Here is a 16,323-nt window from a genome sequence, read left to right on the forward strand (position 1 = left end):
CTTACACGCGGTTCATATGCGTAGAGGATCGCGCACAGAGCGTTCATTGACTTGATACCCATCGAAGCGGATGAAAATCGAAGCTTGCCGACAGAGTGCACAGCGCATGCATACGGCACGATGGATGTGCAGGTCAGCGCGAGGCCTAGCTGACCCGAGCAAGGTCATGCTGAGCAAGAAGAGAAGTAGTGACTGAAGTAGTGACTAAGATGGTGTCCCCGGCAGGAATCGAACCTGCATCTGAGCCTTAGGAGGGCCCCGTTCTATCCGTTGAACTACAAGGACTATAGAGATAACGGCTTGAATACAAACAGAAAAATCAAAAAACAAAACCAACAACGATCACAACTTAACACTGCGCCCTGTCCCTTGCAAGAAATCGTATCTAGCCCTTAGGAGGGGGATGCTCTATCCAATTGAGCTACTGAGACACAGGTCGACCACGAGAAACGCGGTGCGATGGACGGCGTGCATGTTAACGGCCAGCCTGGCGTTTGTCATGTCGTCCGTAGGCTTTTTAAGTGTAGGCAAATGCTGCTGCTCACAGCCCCTCAACACGATGACACAGATAAACGGAACGCCGCTCATCCATCCCCATCGGCCCCTGCTAGTAAATCGGCAAATTGCCACTATCCTATACAGTACAAGGAGCACCGGTCTTTGCTGCCGTTCCGGTTATCCGCCAGACGGTATGGCACATAGACACGATGCGATGGTCACAACGTGCAGACCTGTTGATTTTTCCAACCAGTCCGCATTTTTGATGAAGGGTAATGGCAGAACGCCTTTACGCGGATCAATATTTGTCACAGAATTGGCGCCAATGATCTGGCAATTTTGAGGCATGATGCGGGCCTCTTAACAATTCAGGTTGAACATTTGGCTACGGTGCTTGTCCTATTCGACATCCTGCGGCCAATCCCGAGAACCGCTCCCCTGAACTAACCGGTTAAATATATGCGCCCATTGAAACAGGCAATTTATTCCAGCCGTACGGCTGACAAGTTCGTCGTACGTCTGCCAGACGGAATGCGGGAACGCATTGCCGAGGTGGCTCGCAATCATCACCGCAGCATGAACTCTGAAATCATCGCGCGCCTAGAGCAAAGCCTTATCCAGGAAGGCGCGTTGGGTGAAGAACTGAGCATGCGCCTGGACAGCCCGGAGCTGTCACTGCATGAGCGCGAACTGCTTCAACGCTTCCGACAACTCTCCCACCGCCAGCAGAACGCCCTCGTTTCGCTGATTGCCCACGATGCAGAGATGGCCGCAGACGCGTCCTGATCGCAGGAAATACCCAAAGCCAGCCTTGCGCTGGCTTTTTTTTGCTTGGGATTTATCCTGCCTACGCCCACCGAGCTGAAGCGTTCCCACGCACTGCATGGGAACGAGCGATCAGAGCAGGAAGATGGTCGCCAGCCCGAGGAAAATAAAGAACCCGCCGCTGTCGGTCATGGCGGTAATCATCACGCTCGCGCCCATGGCCGGGTCACGCCCCAACCGGGCGAGGGTCATGGGGATCAAGACGCCCATCAACGCCGCCAACAGCAAGTTGAGGGTCATCGCGGCCGTCATGACCACCCCTAATGACCAACTGCCATAGAGCAGATACGCCACCACACCGATTACACCGCCCCATAGCACGCCATTGATCAGGGCCACCACCAGCTCCTTGCGCATCAATCGCGAGGTATTGCCGGTGCTGACCTGGTCGAGCGCCATGGCGCGAACGATCATGGTGATGGTCTGGTTGCCGGAGTTGCCACCAATACCGGCCACGATGGGCATCAGCGCCGCAAGCGCCACCAACCGCTCGATGGAGCCCTCGAACAAGCCGATGACCCGAGAGGCGACAAACGCCGTGATCAGATTGATCGCCAGCCAGGCCCAACGGTTGCGCAGGGATTTCCAGACCGAGGCGAAGATGTCTTCCTCTTCGCGCAGACCGGCCATATTGAGGACTTCGCTTTCGCTTTCCTCACGAATCAGGTCGACCATTTCATCGATGGTCAGACGGCCGATCAGCTTGCCGTTCTTGTCGACCACCGGGGCGGAGATCAAGTCATAACGCTCGAAGGCCTGGGCCGCATCGTAGGCGTCTTCGTCCGGATGAAAACTCACCGGATCGCTGGCCATGACCTCGGCGACCTGCTTCTCCGGATCGTTGACCAGTAGTCGCTTGATCGGCAGCACGCCCTTGAGCACACCGTCGTAGTCGACCACAAAGAGCTTGTCGGTATGCCCCGGCAGCTCCTTGAGACGACGCAGGTAGCGCAATACCACTTCAAGGCTGACATCCTCACGGATCGTCACCATCTCGAAGTCCATCAGCGCACCGACCTGCTCCTCGTCATAGGACAACGCCGAGCGCACGCGCTCACGCTGCTGGCCGTCGAGGGCTTCCATCAGTTCGTGGACAACGTCCCGTGGCAGTTCGGGCGCAAGGTCGGCGAGTTCGTCGGCGTCCATTTCCTTGGCCGCCGCCAGCAACTCGTGATCATCCATATCGGCGATCAGGGTTTCACGAACCGAGTCGGACACTTCGAGCAGGATGTCACCGTCGCGATCAGCCTTGACCAGTTGCCAGACCGTCAGACGCTCTTCCAGCGGCAAGGCTTCAAGGATGTAGGCGACGTCGGCGGAGTGCAGGTCATCGAGCTTGCGCTGCAACTCGACGAGGTTCTGCCGGTGGACCAGGTTCTCGACCCGGTCATGATGCGGACCTTCCTGGCGATGCGTCAGGTCCTCCACGACCCGCTGGCGATGCAGCAGCTCAACGACTTGCGCGAGACGGTCCTGAAGGCTTTCCTGCGTTTTTTTTACTTCAATTTCGGTCATAGGCGAACTCCACTCCCAGCAGTGGGGCACGCCGGAAGGATCAATCAGTCAATTCATGATTGGTGAAACGAGGTTTTGAGTAACTACTGGGTAAGTCCATGGAAGTATTCCAAAGCCCCGGCGGGGCTGACGGGCGCAATCATACACCGCCTGGCGTTTTAAAACGTTAAAAAATCATGGCAAGAACAAGCGCTTGCGAGACAAACCTGAACGCAGGCTGAACCTATGGAATTACGACGATTTATCCAGAAAAGAAAACACACCACCCAGCAAAAATGGAGCGACTACTCTGATGTCAGTCAGCTGATCACGAGCCCGCGGGAGCAAAGCTTGCTCGCGATTGCAGTCAGTCAACAGACAGCGAATCGGCTGGCCTACCGCTATCGCCAGCAAGCTTTGCTCCCACAAGTGATGCGTCAACTCCCACCTTTCATCCGCCAGGAAGGCGCTCGAATGCCGCTCAATCGCTATATTTTTCTGCTCCTCACCCTGTGCTGCCTGCCTTCGCTGGCCGCCGAACACACCGTTCATCGCTGCGAAAACAGCGCAGGGCACGTCACCTTCACCACCTTGAGCTGCGGGCCGGAAGAGAACCTGTCATTGCAGCGAATCCATCCGTACAGCCCTGGCACAATCGCCCCCACCGGCGAATCGCTGCTGCCCGAAGCAGAACACCGACAAACACCCGGCAACAAAACCAGGCGCAGAGCACCGACGGTTGTCGGCCAGCTTGAAGACCCCTGTGGGAATCTGCTGAGCACCGGGCAGCGTCGCGATGCAATCATGGACAGGCGCATCGTCGCGGGCATGAACCAGCAAGACGTGGAAAGCGCCCTCGGCAAACCTGACTCAATCAAGATTCGGAATTCGAGCACCCGCTACACCTACAAAGCGAAGAACGGTCGCAGCGCAGAGGTCGTGTTCGATGAGAAAGGCTGTGTAAAAGGCAAATCGTAGACAACAAAAAGCCCGCGTTAAACGCGGGCTTTTTGATATATGGTGCACTCGACAGGATTCGAACCTGTGACCGCTCGGTTCGTAGCCGAGTACTCTATCCAGCTGAGCTACGAGTGCAGGTTGTGGTTTTATACCAGATCACAACTGGTTGAAGCCAAGTTATTTGCATTGCTGCAAACGACTCTTAAATGGTGCACTCGACAGGATTCGAACCTGTGACCGCTCGGTTCGTAGCCGAGTACTCTATCCAGCTGAGCTACGAGTGCATGTGTTGCCGCGCATTATAGGTCGTCGAATCTTTTTGTAAAGCGCTTTTTTCCAGTAATTTCAACAACTTACCGAACAAGCCAGATTACAACGCACTACATGAATAATGGCGGAGAACGGGGGATTCGAACCCCCGACACCCTTTTGAGGTGTACTCCCTTAGCAGGGGAGCGCCTTCGGCCACTCGGCCAGCTCTCCGCAACACGGGGCGTATATTAACCACCTTCATCCCCGTTTGCAAACATAAAAATCGATAAAAATTAATGGCTTGGTTCGTCGTCCTTCTCTTTCTTGATGCGCAGGTAAATTTCCTCCCGGTGCACCGCGACCTCTTTCGGCGCGTTGACGCCAATACGCACTTGGTTTCCTTTGACGCCCAGCACGGTCACGGTGATTTCGCCATCGCCAATAATCAGGCTCTCTGCGCACCGACGAGTCAGAATCAGCATACCTTTCTCCTCACGCAATTCAGTTCAGGGACTACAAGTCTGCAAAACAAGGACGTCGGACCTGCAACCGCAACGGTCGCAGCCTACAGGCCTCAGTATTGACCAGCGCGAGCAAAAGAACAGTTTTGGGACGCGCCATTCAAAAAAACAAAGGGCGCGGTAGAACCGCGCCCTCGGGACAAGGCCTTATTCGCCCTGTCGGGCGGTTGCGTCGAGTTCGAAAGCCGTGTGCAGGGCACGCACGGCCAGTTCCAGGTATTTCTCTTCAATCACCACGGAAACCTTGATTTCCGAAGTCGAGATCATCTGGATATTGATGCTTTCCTTGGCCAGGGATTCGAACATGCGGCTGGCCACGCCTGCGTGGGAGCGCATGCCAACGCCGACGATCGACACCTTGGCGATCTTGGTGTCCCCCACCACTTCCCGGGCCCCGATCTCGGCTGCGGTCTTCTTCAGCACGGCTTCGGCGGCCTGATAGTCGTTGCGGTGCACGGTGAAGGTGAAGTCGGTGGTGTTATCGTGCGCGACGTTCTGCACGATCATGTCGACTTCGATGTTCGCGGCACTGATCGGGCCAAGAATCTTGAAGGCCACGCCAGGGGTGTCTGGCACGCCACGGATGGTCAGCTTGGCTTCATCGCGGTTGAAAGCGATGCCGGAGATGATCGGCTGTTCCATGGATTCCTCTTCATCAATAGTAATGAGGGTGCCCGGACCCTCTTTGAAGCTGTGCAGGACGCGCAGCGGGACGTTGTACTTGCCAGCGAATTCAACCGCCCGGATCTGCAGCACCTTCGAGCCGAGACTGGCCATTTCCAGCATCTCTTCGAAGGTGATCTTGTCCAGGCGCTGAGCCACGGGAACCACTCGCGGATCGGTGGTGTAGACGCCATCCACATCGGTGTAGATCTGGCATTCGTCAGCCTTGAGGGCTGCCGCCAGTGCAACACCGGTGGTGTCGGAACCGCCACGACCCAGGGTGGTGATGTTGCCGTGCTCGTCCACGCCCTGGAAACCGGCGACCACTACGACACGGCCAGCCTTCAGGTCTCCACGAATTTTCTGATCGTCGATCTGCAGGATACGCGCCTTGTTGTGCGCGCTGTCCGTCAGAATACGCACCTGGTTGCCGGTATAGGACACCGCCGGCACGCCACGCTTCATCAGTGCCATGGCCAGCAAGGCGATAGTCACCTGCTCGCCGGTGGAAACGATCACGTCCAGTTCACGGGGAACCGGCTGCTGCTCGCCGCTGATTTGCTTGGCCAGATCGATCAGACGGTTGGTTTCGCCGCTCATTGCCGACAGTACAACCACCAGGTCATCGCCCGCTTCACGGAATTTCTTAACCTTGTCGGCGACTTGTTCGATTCTCTCGACAGTGCCGACCGAGGTGCCTCCAAATTTCTGTACGATCAAAGCCATTTCAAAGCCGCCTCTGCCCCTGAAGGGCGCCCAATAGTTACTACGGCGGTCGGACCCGCGACTAGACCGCGAGCCCGAAGCACCGCCTTAAATACCCTGCTCTACAAATGCAACGGTCTGGGCCAGTGCCGCGTCCAGTGCGCCAACGTCGGTACCGCCGCCTTGCGCCATGTCCGGACGGCCACCGCCCTTGCCGCCCACTGCCGCAGCGGCCTGCTTCATCAAATCACCGGCTTTGAGTTGGCCAGTCAGGTCCTTGGTCACGCCTGCGACGAGAACGACCTTTTCCTCATGGACACTGCCGAGCAGGATCACTGCGCGGCCGAGTTTGTTTTTCAGTTGATCGACCAGCCCCAGCAGGGCCTTGCCGTCCTGACCGTCCAGACGCACGGCCAGCACTTTCACACCCTTGACGTCCACGGCCTGGGCCGACAGATCGTCGCCCGCGGCGCTGGCGGCCTTGGCCTGCAACTGCTCGAGTTGCTTCTCCAGCAGGCGGTTGCGCTCCAGCACTGCCGACAGCTTGTCGATCAGGTTGTCACGGCTGCCCTTGATCAGGCTCGCCGCTTCCTTGAGTTGTTCTTCGGCAGCGTTGAGGTACGCCAGTGCCGCGGCACCGGTGACCGCTTCGATACGCCGCACGCCGGAGGCCACGCCGCCTTCACTGATGATCTTCAGCAGACCGATGTCGCCGGTCCGGTTGGCGTGAATGCCACCGCACAGCTCCACCGAGAAATCACCCATGCTCAGCACGCGCACGCTATCGCCGTACTTCTCGCCGAACAACGCCATCGCGCCTTTCTTCTTGGCGGTGTCGATGTCGGTTTCTTCGGTTTCTACCGGGGAGTTCTTGCGAATCTCGGCGTTGACGATCTCTTCCAGGGCTTTGAGCTGCTCAGGCTTGATGGCTTCGAAGTGGCTGAAGTCAAAGCGCAGGCGCTGGCTGTCTACCAACGAACCCTTCTGCTGGACATGCTCACCCAACACCTGGCGCAACGCCGCATGCAGCAAGTGCGTGGCGGAGTGGTTCAGCGAGGTGGCGTGACGCACTTCGGCGTCGACATGGGCGGATACCGGGGCGGCGACCATCAGGCTGCCCGAAGCCAGCACGCCATGATGCAGGAACGCGCCGCCGGTCTTGGTGGTGTCGCGCACGTCAAAACGCGAGCTGCCGGCCTGCAGGTAACCACTGTCGCCGATCTGGCCGCCGGACTCGGCGTAGAACGGGGTCGTGTCGAGCACGATCACGCCTTCCTGGCCTTCGCTCAGGATGTCGACCGATTGGCCGTCCTTATAGATAGCCACGATCTTGGCCGAACCGCTGGTGCCGGCGTAACCGGTGAATTCGGTGGCCACGTCAACCTTGACCAGGCTGTTGTAGTCCATGCCGAAGGCGCTGGCGGAACGCGCACGCACCCGCTGGGCTTCCATCTCGCGTTCAAAGCCTTCTTCGTCGAGGGTCAGGTTGCGTTCGCGGGCGATGTCGCCGGTCAGGTCCATCGGGAAACCGTAGGTGTCGTACAGCTTGAACACCACGTCGCCCGGTACCACGTTGCCCTTGAGTTCGGCCAAGTCCTGCTCGAGGATCTTCAGGCCCTGCTCCAGGGTCTTGGCGAACTGCTCTTCTTCGGCCTTGAGCACGCGCTCGATGTGCGCCTGTTGGGATTTCAATTCCGGGAAGGCCTCACCCATCTCGGCCACCAGGGCCGCGACGATCTGATAGAAGAAGCTGCCCTTGGCGCCCAGCTTGTTGCCGTGACGGCAGGCGCGACGGATGATCCGGCGCAGCACGTAGCCACGGCCTTCGTTGGACGGCAGCACGCCGTCGGCAATCAGGAAGCCGCAGGAACGGATATGGTCGGCCACCACTTTCAGCGAAGCCTGGTTGTCGTTGGTGCAACCGATGGCCTTGGCCGAAGCGTCCAGCAGGCTCTGGAACAGGTCGATTTCGTAGTTGGAGTGAACGTGCTGCAACACCGCACTGATCCGCTCCAGGCCCATGCCGGTGTCGACCGACGGCGCCGGCAGCGGATGCAACACGCCATCAGCGGTGCGGTTGAACTGCATGAACACGTTGTTCCAGATCTCGATGTAACGGTCGCCGTCCTCTTCCGGCGAGCCGGGTGGGCCGCCCCAGATGTCGGCGCCGTGATCGTAGAAGATCTCGGTGCAAGGGCCGCACGGGCCGGTATCGCCCATGGTCCAGAAGTTGTCGGAGGCGTATGGCGCGCCCTTGTTGTCACCGATGCGCACCATGCGCTCGGCCGGGACACCGACCTCTTTGGTCCAGATGTCATAGGCTTCGTCATCGGTGGCGTAGACCGTTACCCAGAGTTTCTCCTTGGGCAGGTTCAGCCACTTGTCGGAGGTCAGGAAGGTCCAGGCGAAGGTGATGGCGTCGCGCTTGAAATAGTCGCCGAAGCTGAAGTTACCCAGCATTTCGAAGAACGTGTGGTGACGAGCGGTATAACCGACGTTTTCCAGGTCGTTGTGCTTGCCGCCGGCACGCACGCACTTCTGGCTACTCACCGCGCGGGTGTAGGCACGTTTCTCCTGGCCCAGAAAGCAGTCCTTGAACTGGTTCATCCCCGCGTTGGTGAACAGCAGGGTCGGGTCATTGCCCGGAATCAAAGAGCTGGAGGCTACTCGGGTGTGACCTTGCTCTTCGAAGAAGCGAAGGAAGGCTTCACGGATTTCTGCGCTTTTCATTAGGTTCTTCCACGGAGGCTGCGGCCAAAGGCCTGTGCAAAACGTCAACAGACGAAGCAACGGCAAAGGGCCGCATTATATCGGCCCTGCGCTTGGGGTACAGCGTGTTATGCGATAGAAACTGTCAATTGGGCTGCTTGAGCGATCAGTTGCCGGAAAATTCGACGAAAGTGGCGATCACCCGGTCGATTTGCCCAGCGCTGACGTCCAGGTGGGTCACCATCCGCAGGCGCGGCGCAGCAATGAGCTTGATGCCCCGCTCGGCGGCAAATGCCTTGATCGCCTCAGCCCGATCGCCCATGTGCACATAGACCATGTTGGTCTGCACCGGCTCGACCTCATAACCCGCCGCCTGCAACCCTTCGGCAAGGCGCCGGGCATTGGCGTGGTCGTCGGCCAGGCGCTGGACCTGATGATCGAGGGCATACAGCCCCGCTGCCGCCAGGATCCCGGCCTGGCGCATGCCGCCGCCGACCATCTTGCGCAGCCGGCGCGCCTTGTCGATCAAGCCGGCGCTGCCGCACAGGACCGAACCGATCGGCGCGCCCAAACCTTTGGACAGGCACACCGACACTGAATCGAAATGCTGCGTGATCTCCCGCGCATCGACGTTGAGCTTGACCGCCGCGTTGTACAAACGCGCCCCGTCCAGGTGCAGCGCGAGGCCGTGCTCCCGGGTGAAACGCCGGGCTTGGGCCAGATACTCCAGCGGCAGCACCTTGCCCTGCATGGTGTTTTCCAGGGCCAGCAGGCGGGTGCGGGCAAAGTGGAAGTCATCGGGCTTGATCGCAGCGGCGACTTGCGCCAGGTCCAGGGAGCCGTCCGCCTGCACCTCCAGGGGCTGGGGCTGGATCGAACCGAGCACCGCCGCGCCGCCGCCTTCGTATTTGTAGGTGTGGGCCTGTTGGCCGACGATGTACTCATCGCCACGCTCGCAGTGAGCCATCAACCCCAGCAGGTTGCTCATGGTGCCAGTGGGCACGAACAACCCCGCCGCGAACCCCAGGCGCCCGGCGAGTTCGGCTTCGAGACGATTGACAGTCGGGTCCTCGCCATACACATCGTCGCCGGTCGGCGCGCCGGCCATGGCATCCAGCATGGCGGCGGAAGGTTGGGTGACCGTGTCGCTGCGAAGATCGATAACGCTCATGAATCTGGCCTCGGGTGCGGGTGGGGAGAATTCCCTTTCGAAGGGTAATTACTGCGGTCATGACGGCGAATAATCAAGACCGCCTGAAGGAAAACACAACAAAACGCTTGTGTGCAGTAGGAGCAAAGCTTGTTCGCGATAGCAGTGGGTCAATCAATATCAATACAGCCTGACCCGGCGCCATCGCGAGCAAGCTTTGCTCCCACCGCTCGCTCCCACAGGGAGTTATGTGTTAAAAATCCTGCGCCGCCACACAGCGTAGCGGCAAAACGTTCTCAGGGCGGGGTGCAATTCCCCACCGGCGGTAATTGCACGCAAGGTGCATAGCCCGCGAGCGCTTGGCGATGCACGGCTTTTTAGCGGTGCGGCGACAAGGTCAGCAGACCCGGTGTGATCCCGGGGCCGACGGTCATAGTCCGGATGAAGAGAGAACGGGATCGGCTCCCAAGGACCGCTTGCGGCTATCTGTGCGCAGCGTACCCTCGACTCCCCTTCGATTCATGACGCCCTGTTTTTCACACAAACAGGAACCAGAACATGCAACCCACTGCAATCGACAGCAAAATCAAACATCCGGGCGAACGCGTTGCGTTCATCCAGGCCTGCTGGCACAAGGAAATTGTCGACCAGAGCCGTAACGGCTTCGTCGCGGAAATGCTCAACCAGGGCTACCAGGAAAGTGATATCGACTTCTTCGAAGTCGGTGGCGCCTTCGAGATCCCGCTGCACGCCAAACTGCTGGCCAAGTCCGGCCGCTACGCGGGCATCGTCGCCGCTGGCCTGGTGGTGGATGGCGGTATCTACCGGCATGAGTTCGTCGCTCAATCGGTGATCAGCGGCCTGATGCAGGTGCAGCTGGAAACCGAGGTGCCGGTGTTCTCGGTGGTGCTCACGCCGCACCACTTCCATGCCGGGGAAGAGCACCAGAAGTTTTTCTTCGAGCACTTCGTGCACAAGGGTCAGGAAGCGGCGAAGACCTGCGCCGACACCTTGCGCAAGACCCGGACGCTGCGCCGTAGCGAACAGCGCGCTTTAGCCGTCTAAACACCGAACCGAATGTGGGAGCGAGCCTGCTCGCGATGACGGAGTGTCAGTCGCCATGAATGTCGGCTGGTATACCGCTATCGCGAGCAGGCTCGCTCCCACAAGGGCTCGGCGCTGGACTCAGGCCAGATTTTCATCCGTGGCCGGCACAATCAGGATGCCTGCCCGCAAGCCGTTCTTCACCTTGGGGTTGGGGAAGATGATCCGCGCCCCCTCTTCTTCGATCACCCAACGGGTCTGGGCGATGTCTTCGGCCAGCACATAGCCTTTTCCCAGCTCCGAGAAGTTCTCGATGTCCGCCGGCAGGTTCAAGCGGAAGCTATCGCTGTGCTTGATGATTTCCCGGGCCACGCTGAACAGCTGGAGACCATCCAGCCCTTCGTCCAGCTCAGGCTCGTTGCCTTCGATGATCTGCTTCAGGCGGGTTTCCAGCAGGCTGACGTTGACGCCTTCGTTCTCTCCGAACGGCCGCGCCTTGCCCAGTTCCAGGGTAAAGGATTCTGCGCCGAGCTGGTCGTAGGTGTAGGCACTGAATACGATGGACGGCTTGTTTTGCAGCAGCACCGCTTCCATACCCGCCGCACGCAGGCGGGCCAGTTCACGACGTGAATGCTGGCGCCCCTCCTTCCAGGGGTACAGGGCGAACTGCTCGATCTTTGAGCCGCGGATGGCCGTGTGCAGGTCGTAATGCAAGCGACTGCGCTCTGGCCGGTTGAAGAAGCTGGCAGCCAGCCGCTCCAGCTCGCAAGCCCGCAGCGCTTCCGGGCCGCCGCTCAGCTCATGACGGCCATTGAACAGCCGGTTGACGTCCTGCTCGACGAAACGCTCACCGCGGCGGATGGCCTCGGGATTGCCGAACAGGAACAGAATGCGTGCCCGGGGCTTCACGTCACCACGGGCGATGTCATGCAGCAGGCGGTCGAGCAATTCGATTGGCGCGGTTTCGTTACCGTGGATCCCCGCCGACAACAACAGGTCCAGGCCATTATCCCGGGCTTCGGGCGGCTTGACCTCCAGCGCGCCCTCGCTCAACCAGCGCATCCGCACGCCTTCGACAGTCAGTTGAGTCTTCTCCGCCGGTTCACGGCCGGCGAGGGTCAGTTCAAGCAGTTTGCCGAGGGCGAGCATAGCGCGGTTTCCTTAATGGTCGTGGCCGCAATCCGGGCCATGGACATGGTCATCGTCGCCGAGGTCGGCCGGTTCCATTTCCAGCTGCAGGCTGACCAGGTTGGTTGCCAACGGGCGCAACAACAGGTTGGCGTATTCCTCATCCCCTTCCTCGACGTCCACGCCGATCAGCAGCTGACCGCGGCCGTCCTGCTGGATCCACAACTCCTTGCCTTGCCACATCACCGCCACGCGGGTGCAAGAGGTTTCCAGCTGGGTGCCGTCGGTGTCTTCAAGAATCAGCTGCAGTGCATCGCTCATGTTTTTACGTTCTCGTCTGGGGATAAGGCCACGCGCCCTGCTTTGACTGTAGTCAGGTCGCGCGCGCTTTCAATTGATCTGGAAAGGATAAACCGCGCCAAGTTTAAGGATTTGTGTCAGTTCATCCAGTGCCGACCGGCATTCGAGCAGCAATTGCGGGTCCGCCAGGTCGCTTTCGGTCATACGGTCGCGGTAATGCCGCTCGACCCACTGGGTCAGCGAATCGTACCGCGGCGCCGTCATGATAACCCCTGGGTTGACGGCCGCCAGTTCGGTTTCATTGAGGGCCACGCGCAGCCTCAGGCAAGCCGGGCCGCCACCGTTCTGCATGCTCTGTTTTAGGTCGAAGACCTTCACTTCGCGAATCACCCCGCCAGAGCCCGTCAGGCCTTGCAGGTATTGCCAGACACGCGGGTTGCTGCGGCACTCTTCCGGCACGATCAACAGCATCGAGCCGTCGGGACGCGACAACAGCTGGCTATTGAACAGGTAGGAACGTACCGCGTCATCGACGCTGACCGCCGAACGCGGCACACACACAGACTGAAATGTCCCACCGACCTTGGCGAGTTTGCCGCTCAGTTCGGCGAGCATCTTGTCGGTCTCGAGAAACGCGTCCTCGTGATAGAACAACACCTCGCCATTGCCGACCGCGATCACGTCGTTGTGAAACACGCCCTGGTCGATCACCGACGGGTTCTGTTGGGCGTACACCACGCCCTCTTCCCGCAGGCCATGCAGACGAGCGACAGCGCGGGACGCTTCGAGGGTCTGACGGGCCGGGTATTTCTGCGGCGCCGGGTAGCGGGTGTCGAAAGCACTGCGACCGAACACGAAGAACTCGACGCCCGCCTCACCGTAGCTCCGGCAGAACCGGGTGTGGTTGGCTGCCCCTTCATCGCCGAACTGCGCCACCGCCGGCAACGCGGCGTGATGGGCAAAGTGCTGTTGATCGGCAAACATCGCCCCCAGTACGCGACTGGTGGTCGGGTGCTCGATGCTGCGATGGTATTTGCAGTTCAGGTTGGCGGCGGTGAAATGCACGCGGCCATCCGCGGTGTCGGCGCTTGGGCTGACGGTGGCGGCATTCGCCACCCACATGCTGGAGGCCGAGCAACTGGCGACCAGCAGCGGCATCGCTTCTTTCGCGGCCTGCTGGATGACCTCGGCGTCGCTGCCGGCAAAGCCCAACCGGCGCAGAGCAGCCACGTCGGGGCGCTCCTGTGGCGCCAGTACACCCTGCTGGAAGCCCATGTCCATCAGCGCTTTCATTTTCGCCAGGCCCTGCAATGCCGCTTCCTTTGGGTTGGAGCAGGCCTGGCTGTTGCTCTGGGACGCGACGTTGCCGTACGAGAGCCCGCCGTAGTTATGGGTCGGCCCCACTAGACCGTCAAAATTGACTTCAAAGGATTTCATCAGCGAGGCTCCACGAGGATCTGTTTTTTATAGGCATCAAGTAGCAACGGCGGCGCTGCTATCGCGAGCAGGCTCGCTCCCACAGGGTTTTGCGCAGCCCTTGTGGAGCGAACCTGCTCGCGATTGGCGCTACGCCATTCTCACGCCGGGAGTCAGGGCAGCCGGCATGACAAGGCTCGGCGTCTCCAGGGACGCCACCGGGTACGCGCAATAATCGGCCGCGTAATAGGCACTGGCGCGATGGTTGCCCGAGGCGCCGACGCCGCCGAACGGAGCGCTGCTGGCGGCGCCGGTCAACTGCTTGTTCCAGTTGACGATACCGGCACGGCTTTGCAGCCAGAACTGCTGGTAGCGCTCCTGGGAGTCGGACAACAAGCCGGCGGCCAGGCCGTACTGGGTGTTGTTGGCCTCAGCAATGGCCGCCGGGAAATCCGCGTAGCGGATCACTTGCAGCAGCGGCCCGAACAGCTCTTCGTCAGGACGTTCGGCCACCGCCGTCACATCGAGGATCCCTGGCGTCAGCAACGCGGCCTGGGGCTGTGGCCGGGTCATCGCCAGCAGCGCCACGGCGCCGAGGCCCAGCAGATGATTTTGCGCGTCCATCAAGGCTTTCGCCGCGCCCAGGGAAACCACCGAGCCCATGAACGGCGCCGGTTGCTGGTCGAACGCGCCGACTTCAATCGCAGCGCTGACCGCCACCAGGCGCGCCAGCAGGGCATCGCCCCACGCCCCTTCCGGCACCAGCAATCGGCGGGCGCAGGTGCAGCGCTGGCCGGCGGAAATGAATGCCGACTGGATGATGGTGTAGACCGCCGCATCGACGTCCGCCACCTCGTCCACCACCAGTGGATTGTTACCGCCCATTTCCAGCGCCAGGATCTTGTCCGGGCGACCGGAGAACTGTTGATGCAACAGATTGCCGGTACGGCTGGAGCCGGTGAAGAACAGCCCGTCGATACCCGGGTTCGCCGCCAGGGCGATACCGGTTTCCCGTGCACCTTGCAGCAGATTCAGCACGCCCGCCGGCAAACCGGCTTCGACCCAGCACTTGACCGTCAGCTCGGCGACTTTCGGGGTCAGTTCGCTCGGCTTGAACAACACGCAGTTACCCGCCAGCAACGCCGGCACGATGTGGCCGTTGGGCAAATGGCCAGGGAAGTTGTAAGGACCGAATACCGCTACTACACCGTGGGGCTTATGCCGCAGTACCGCAGTGGCGTCGCCCAGGGGGCCGCTCTTCTCGCCGGTCCGCTCGCGGTAGCTCTGCACCGAGATGGCGACCTTGTTGATCATGCTGGTGACTTCTGTGGCCGCTTCCCACAACGGCTTGCCGGTTTCCTCGCCGATGCAGTGGGCCAGTTCGTCCGCGTGGCTCTTCAGCGCCGCAGCAAAGGCCTCCAGCACCTGGATGCGCTCATCCAGAGCGCGCCGGGCCCAGTCCGGAAATGCCTGGCGCGCAGCCTGCACCGCCGACTCGACCTGCGCCGCCGTGGCGCCCTTGCCCGACCACAACACTTGCTGGGTCACCGGGTTCAACGACTCAAACATGTCGCCCTGGCCTTCCAGCCAGCTTCCCGCGATATACAGCGAGTTCATCATTTCGACTCCCGAGCAGACAACGCAACGGCGCGCACTTGATCGCCGGCGTTGAGTTGAAGGCGTTTGGCGGTCAGCGGATCAACCACCAGGGTGCCCGAGGCGAAGCGCGCCGGTGCCGCCGTGATGCGGCAATCCAGGCACTTGCGGTTATGGATGAGGAATGGCGTGGCGTCGTCGCCCGGCGTACCGATGGCCAGCACCAGGGCCTGGCTGTCACGAACCGCACGGATCTTGGCGGTTTCGCATTCCACGGCCGGGCCGGCATCGAAGATGTCGACGTAGCCTTGATAATTGAAACCTTCGCTCTTGAGCATCGACAAGGCCGGCTCGGTGTCCGGATGAACCTGGGCGATCACGGCGCGGGCATCCTCGGACAGGAAACAGGTATACAGCGGGAACTTGGGCATCAGTTCGGCGATGAACGCCTTGTTGCCGACTCCGGTCAGGTAATCGGCCTGGCTGAATTCCATCTTGAAGAAGTGCCGGCCCAGGCTTTCCCAGAAAGGCGAACGGCCGGTGTCGTCGGACATGCCGCGCATCTCGGCGATGATCTTGTTGCCGAACAACTGCGGGTATTCGGCAATGAACAGCAACCGCGCCTTGGCCAGCATGCGGCCGTTGAGGCCATTGCGGTAATCGGCATGCAGGAACAGCGAACACAGCTCGGAATTGCCGGTCAGGTCGTTGGCCAGGAACAGCGTCGGGATTTCCCGGTAGATGTTCAGCTCCTGGGAAGCGCTCACCGTCAGGCCGACGCGGAAGTTGTACCAGGGCTCACGCAGGCCCACGGCACCGGCAATGGCGGAGATGCCCACCACTTGGCCGTCGTCGTCTTCGAGCACGAACAGGTAGTCCGCATCGCCACGCCCGGCTTCACCGCGAAAAGTCTTCTCGGCCCAGCCGACCCGATGGGCCAGGCGCTCTTCGTTGGCCGGCAAGGTGGTCAGGCCGGTACCGGTGCTGCGGGCCAGGGCGATCAGAGCGGGTAAATCGCTGCTGCGTACGGGACGAACGATCATGCTATCTCCTCAAACGGGC

13 protein-coding genes, 4 tRNA genes and 1 riboswitch are annotated in these 16,323 nt (G+C 60.4%); of the genes, 3 read left to right on the forward strand and 14 right to left on the reverse strand.

Going from position 1 to position 16,323, the window contains the following annotated elements; all coding sequences use genetic code 11:
* Positions 1–210: 210 nt before the first annotated feature.
* Positions 211–285 (reverse strand) — tRNA-Arg (locus LOY35_RS21465).
* Positions 286–957: 672 nt separating this feature from the next.
* Between LOY35_RS21465 and LOY35_RS21470 the strand changes: the two genes are divergently transcribed.
* On the forward strand, positions 958–1,284 hold the full coding sequence (locus LOY35_RS21470; protein WP_003178899.1) for an Arc family DNA-binding protein: 327 nt from the start codon (positions 958–960) through the stop codon (positions 1,282–1,284).
* Positions 1,285–1,395: 111 nt separating this feature from the next.
* Here LOY35_RS21470 and mgtE read toward each other — a convergent pair whose 3' ends face one another.
* Positions 1,396–2,838, reverse strand: coding sequence for a magnesium transporter (gene mgtE, locus LOY35_RS21475; RefSeq protein ID WP_258626914.1), 1,443 nt, complete (start codon positions 2,836–2,838; stop codon positions 1,396–1,398).
* A 453-nt stretch (positions 2,839–3,291) separates the two neighbouring features.
* Here mgtE and LOY35_RS21480 point away from each other — a divergent pair, with 453 nt between their 5' ends.
* Complete coding sequence (locus tag LOY35_RS21480; RefSeq protein ID WP_258633703.1) at positions 3,292–3,795, forward strand: cell envelope protein SmpA; 504 nt, start codon at positions 3,292–3,294, stop codon at positions 3,793–3,795.
* Positions 3,796–3,835: 40 nt separating this feature from the next.
* On the opposite strand, the gene LOY35_RS21485 is transcribed toward LOY35_RS21480, so the two are convergent.
* The 7 genes from LOY35_RS21485 to ltaE form a co-directional block, all read right to left on the reverse strand.
* Positions 3,836–3,912, reverse strand: a tRNA-Arg gene (locus LOY35_RS21485).
* Positions 3,913–3,984: 72 nt separating this feature from the next.
* Positions 3,985–4,061, reverse strand: a tRNA-Arg gene (locus LOY35_RS21490).
* A 108-nt stretch (positions 4,062–4,169) separates the two neighbouring features.
* Positions 4,170–4,260, reverse strand: a tRNA-Ser gene (locus LOY35_RS21495).
* 62 nt (positions 4,261–4,322) lie between these two features.
* Positions 4,323–4,511: a carbon storage regulator CsrA gene (csrA, locus tag LOY35_RS21500; RefSeq protein ID WP_003178872.1), complete on the reverse strand. Its 189-nt coding sequence runs from the start codon at positions 4,509–4,511 to the stop codon at positions 4,323–4,325.
* Between the two features lie 186 nt (positions 4,512–4,697).
* Positions 4,698–5,939 carry an aspartate kinase gene (locus LOY35_RS21505; protein ID WP_258626916.1) on the reverse strand — a complete coding sequence of 414 codons (1,242 nt, stop codon included), beginning with the start codon at positions 5,937–5,939 and terminating at the stop codon, positions 4,698–4,700.
* An 87-nt stretch (positions 5,940–6,026) separates the two neighbouring features.
* On the reverse strand, positions 6,027–8,648 hold the full coding sequence (gene alaS / locus LOY35_RS21510; RefSeq protein ID WP_258626917.1) for an alanine--tRNA ligase: 2,622 nt from the start codon (positions 8,646–8,648) through the stop codon (positions 6,027–6,029).
* 145 nt (positions 8,649–8,793) lie between these two features.
* On the reverse strand, positions 8,794–9,798 hold the full coding sequence (ltaE, locus tag LOY35_RS21515; RefSeq protein ID WP_258626920.1) for a low-specificity L-threonine aldolase: 1,005 nt from the start codon (positions 9,796–9,798) through the stop codon (positions 8,794–8,796).
* 267 nt (positions 9,799–10,065) lie between these two features.
* Positions 10,066–10,235: riboswitch (FMN riboswitch) on the forward strand.
* Between the two features lie 100 nt (positions 10,236–10,335).
* Between ltaE and LOY35_RS21520 the strand changes: the two genes are divergently transcribed.
* The gene (locus tag LOY35_RS21520) at positions 10,336–10,842 is read left to right on the forward strand and encodes a 6,7-dimethyl-8-ribityllumazine synthase (RefSeq protein WP_258626922.1); all 507 of its coding nucleotides are present in this window, start codon (positions 10,336–10,338) and stop codon (positions 10,840–10,842) included.
* A gap of 120 nt (positions 10,843–10,962) precedes the next feature.
* Here the strand turns inward: LOY35_RS21520 and astE are convergent, their stop codons facing one another.
* From astE to astA, 5 genes are all read right to left on the reverse strand, one after another.
* Positions 10,963–11,970, reverse strand: coding sequence for a succinylglutamate desuccinylase (gene astE, locus LOY35_RS21525; protein WP_047701094.1), 1,008 nt, complete (start codon positions 11,968–11,970; stop codon positions 10,963–10,965).
* Between the two features lie 12 nt (positions 11,971–11,982).
* Positions 11,983–12,270 carry a hypothetical protein gene (locus LOY35_RS21530; RefSeq protein WP_024776525.1) on the reverse strand — a complete coding sequence of 96 codons (288 nt, stop codon included), beginning with the start codon at positions 12,268–12,270 and terminating at the stop codon, positions 11,983–11,985.
* Between the two features lie 69 nt (positions 12,271–12,339).
* On the reverse strand, positions 12,340–13,686 hold the full coding sequence (gene astB / locus LOY35_RS21535) for an N-succinylarginine dihydrolase (RefSeq protein ID WP_258626927.1): 1,347 nt from the start codon (positions 13,684–13,686) through the stop codon (positions 12,340–12,342).
* 129 nt (positions 13,687–13,815) lie between these two features.
* On the reverse strand, positions 13,816–15,285 hold the full coding sequence (astD, locus tag LOY35_RS21540; RefSeq protein WP_258626934.1) for a succinylglutamate-semialdehyde dehydrogenase: 1,470 nt from the start codon (positions 15,283–15,285) through the stop codon (positions 13,816–13,818).
* Positions 15,282–16,304: an arginine N-succinyltransferase gene (gene astA / locus LOY35_RS21545; protein WP_144930304.1), complete on the reverse strand. Its 1,023-nt coding sequence runs from the start codon at positions 16,302–16,304 to the stop codon at positions 15,282–15,284. Before astA ends, astD begins: the two co-directional genes overlap by 4 nt.
* Positions 16,305–16,323: the final 19 nt, after the last annotated feature.

Source organism: Pseudomonas sp. B21-028 (genome assembly GCF_024749045.1).
Taxonomy (GTDB): Bacteria; Pseudomonadota; Gammaproteobacteria; order Pseudomonadales; family Pseudomonadaceae; genus Aquipseudomonas.